Origin of the sequence: Mycobacterium sp. (assembly GCF_035623875.1) — a bacterium.
Lineage (GTDB): Bacteria > Actinomycetota > Actinomycetes > Mycobacteriales > Mycobacteriaceae > Mycobacterium.
The window spans coordinates 1-3,640 of record NZ_DASPSP010000042.1 but is presented as its reverse complement, the minus strand read 5'-3'; the positions used below and the strand labels follow the sequence as shown (position 1 = coordinate 3,640).

Genomic DNA, 3,640 nt, shown 5'->3' with positions numbered 1-3,640 from the left:
AGGCGAAGTTCGCCAATCCGCTCGGGATTGACGTCCCAATGACCGGACATGACGCAGCCACGGCCAGGTGACGCTGCGCAGAATCACGCCAAAGCGGAATTGGCAGAAGGAGAAAGCCTGATGCTCACCGACGAGCGGCGGATGGAGCTTTCCGATGTGTTGCGGCCGGCCGCACCGCCTCGCGAGATCGAGAATGTCTACACCGATGATCAACGCGAGCGTCTGCTTGACATCGTGCGCACCGAGGGCCCGTGGAAGCTGATTATCGCCCAGCACTTTGCGTCCGCCGACGAATTGATCGCGACCATGAGTGGTCCATTTCCCGAGGGGTTCACCCCGTCGTTGGATCTGTTCCTCACCCCGACCTTCCGCGGCTACCTGGCCAACTATGGCGCGGTGCTCTACCCGCAACTGCACGACTGCTTCTACAACGAGCGGTTCCTCGAGATGGCCAAAAGCTACTGGAACGCCGAGTACGCCAAGCCGCAGCTGATGCTGTTCAACATCAACGGGCCATGCGCGAATCGCGATCCGGGGCATCTGGATTCGCCGAGCTTCCGCGGCGTGCGATACGAGAATGCGCCGACATGGCTGTGCAGCGTGATGGGTAAGTCGGGTCTGTTCCGCGACTACCTGATCAAGATGGCGCAGGTGATCACCTGGTTCTCACTCGACACCGGTAGCGGTTTCACATATTGGCCCGAGGGGCCGCTGCATGCACCCAAGCGGGTTCTGCCGCCGATCAACAACCGCGGCGTCGTGGTGCAGAACGAAATGATGGTGCACCGCGGCGAGGCGAACGGGCCACTCAACCAACAAGTTCCACCTGATTTGGCGTTCGACACGGTGTTCACCGGCGATCCCGACCACCGCGACCACTGGCTGCTCAAGAACGGCGACCAGGTGATCGCCCGCCACCACACCGACGAACTACGTTTCCTGGTGCACTGGTCGGCCGAGGTGTTCTCCGATTTCGATGAGCTGAAGAAAAACATGGACGGCACCGACGACCTAACCATCGAGCGGGCCATCGGCATGATGGTCGACGACGTCAACACCAAGGGCATCAAGCTCGACATGCCCAGCGACCCGCTGCACGATCCGGCGTTCATCGGCGCACTCAACGCCGCCTACGACCTGGGTGGGCCCGCCATCTACCCCGAGGAAGCGCCGCTCAGCGCGTTCCAGCCGGCGTGACCGAAAGGGATTGCGCAATGGATCGATTCGCCGATCGACGCGTCATCGTGACCGGCGCAGGCTCCGGCATCGGACGGGCTACGGTGGCCCGGCTGCTCGACGAGGGTGCCACCGTCGTCGGCTACGACGTCTCGGCGGACGGCTTGGCGGAGACCGCTTCGGCCGCCGACGACGTCGGCACCGGTAAGCGGCTGACCACAGCGGTCCTCGACGTGTCCTCGGAGGATGCCGTGGCGGCCGCCGTCGATGCTGCAATCGCCGAGCTCGGCGGCCTCGAAGTGTTGGTCAACGCCGCCGCGATTCAGCGCTGCGCCCACACCCACGAGCACACGCTCGCCGACTGGAACACCACGCTGGCGGTCAACCTGACCGGCACGTTTCTGATGACCCGGCAAGCGCTGCCGGCATTGTTGGATTCCGGTCGGGGGGTGGTGATCAACTTCACGTCCACCGCCGCGTCATTCGCGCATCCTTACATGGCTGCCTATGCCGCCAGCAAGGGTGGAGTGCTGTCGTTCACGCACTCCTTGGCGCTCGAATACGCTAAACAGGGTCTGCGCGCTGTGAATATCCAGCCCGGCGGAGTGGCCACCGCACTGGCGCTGAGCACCCTGGACAAGATGCCGGCGGACTACGACCTGGGATTGTGGGCCAAGCAGACACCGCTGCTGCACGGTGCGGCCAACGACGTGCTGGGCGATCCGAGCGCGGTGGCTGCCGTAATCGCCTTGGTGGCCTCCGACGACGGTGCTTTCATCACCGGCACCGAGATTCGCGTCGACGGCGGCGCACACGCCTGACCACCGGGGTCACGATTGCGGCGCGCGGACGGGCAAAGTTTGGACGATCATCTGCATGCCGAGCCGCAACGCGGATTGCAGACTGGCGAAGTCGCCGTGCTGGACCCAGTGAACGTAGGCGTGCCGACAGGCCTGAATCACCAACTGCGCAGGCAGCTCTCGGGTGAACGGGTCATCGCCTAGGTCGAAGCGGGCGGCGAGAAACTCGGTGATGGGACCGACAAGGTCTTGTCCCCAGTCCAGCCACCGTAGTCGATATTGGGGATCGCCGATCATCAGCGCCATGAACGTGCGGTCAATCTCGATCCGTCCCCGGTTGGGAACCTCGGTGCCAAACGCCTCAACCAGAACCTCCACGGCGTCGCAGTCCGGTGGCGCGTTGACGAGAACCTCGATGCTCAGTCTGCCGAACTGGCGAAACAACGGCATGACGACATCTTCTTTGACCCGAAAATGGCGGTGAAACGTCCGCGGCGCGATGCCCACCGCGTCGCAGATGCGCTCGACCGTCGCCGAAGTTGACCCGTCGGCGAGAAAGATGTCGCGGGCGGTCGATGCGATGTACATCCGAAGTTCCTCGGCGCGCCACTCCGTCAGCGTCGCCGGCCTACTCATCACACTCACCTGGCGGCTCCATAATCGCGCGACCGTGGTCACAGGGGTTTTACAGCGCTAACGGCATCCCGCTGAGCGGGATCAAGGCAGGGACCAATGTCGCTCCATGACTACCGTTCAACATGTCAGATTCTGCCACCTGTGTCTGAACCTGACAAACGGGCGTCACGACCAGGAGGATTCTCAATGAGCACCGAAGCCGAGGAACTGAACTATGACGACTACACCCATGACTTCATGGGCAAGGTCGGCAACGTCCAGGACTTTTCCCGCAATTTTCTCGTGGGCCTGGCCCGCGTGTTCGAAGACACGTTGAACTTCATGCCCCACGCGCACGCCAAGATCTATGCGGAGAAGGTCGGCATCAATGTCGCCATGGACGTCGCCGCCGAGATGTCGCGGGCGGTCTTGCGTCAAGTCATGCCCATGGGGCGCTACATCGCACCGCCTGGCTGGGACTGGAAGAACCCCCAATACCAAGCGATCCCGTTCGACGTGCAGACCGACGATCTGACTAAGCCAGCATTGATCCGGCTGATCAAGACCTATTGGGACCAGTACCTCAAAGGGCATAACTTCTTTATCGATCAGTGGACCAAGATCATCCCCGAGGAAGAAGTCTGGCTTGGGCTGCCCGATATGTATCAGCTCATCATCGACTACCAGTACCCGAAACTGGCCAAACTCTTCAAGATCGAGCCCGTGCACGTCGTGGATTTTCTCAAGCTGGCGTGTCTGAGTATTGACGGCACCTTGGGGTACGGCGGTGAGTACATCGTGCACAACCCCGATCACGTGGTGCTCAATATGCGCCGCTGCGAGGTTCTGCAGAAGTACACCGACGAAGGTCTCTACCCGCCGGCGCGTGCCTGGATGAACTGCACCTTCGAGCAGCGCATCTCCGCGCCGTTCTTCCCCGGCTGCAAACTCGACATCAATTTGCCACCAAAGGATTTCAAGTTTGCCAAGGGCGAACCCTTCTGCGTGTGGACCTACACCCGCGGCGAAGAGAACCACAAAGCCGCCGC

4 protein-coding genes are annotated in these 3,640 nt (G+C 62.0%); 3 read left to right on the top strand and 1 reads right to left on the bottom strand.

Going from position 1 to position 3,640, the window contains the following annotated elements; genetic code table 11:
• Positions 1 to 120 precede the first annotated feature (120 nt).
• Together VEI45_RS03825 and VEI45_RS03820 are read left to right on the top strand one after the other, a co-directional pair.
• Complete coding sequence (locus VEI45_RS03825; RefSeq protein ID WP_324850289.1) at positions 121 to 1,197, top strand: hypothetical protein; 1,077 nt, start codon at positions 121 to 123, stop codon at positions 1,195 to 1,197.
• Between the two features lie 17 nt (positions 1,198 to 1,214).
• Positions 1,215 to 1,997 (top strand): SDR family oxidoreductase, encoded by a 783-nt coding sequence (locus tag VEI45_RS03820; protein WP_324850287.1) that lies wholly within the window; start codon positions 1,215 to 1,217, stop codon positions 1,995 to 1,997.
• Between the two features lie 9 nt (positions 1,998 to 2,006).
• Here VEI45_RS03820 and VEI45_RS03815 read toward each other — a convergent pair whose 3' ends face one another.
• The gene (locus VEI45_RS03815; protein ID WP_324850285.1) at positions 2,007 to 2,612 is read right to left on the bottom strand and encodes a TetR/AcrR family transcriptional regulator; all 606 of its coding nucleotides are present in this window, start codon (positions 2,610 to 2,612) and stop codon (positions 2,007 to 2,009) included.
• A gap of 186 nt (positions 2,613 to 2,798) precedes the next feature.
• On the opposite strand from VEI45_RS03815, the gene VEI45_RS03810 reads away from it, so the two are divergent.
• Positions 2,799 to 3,640 (top strand): hypothetical protein (locus VEI45_RS03810; RefSeq protein WP_324850283.1); only part of this gene is annotated, 842 nt, incomplete at its 3' end.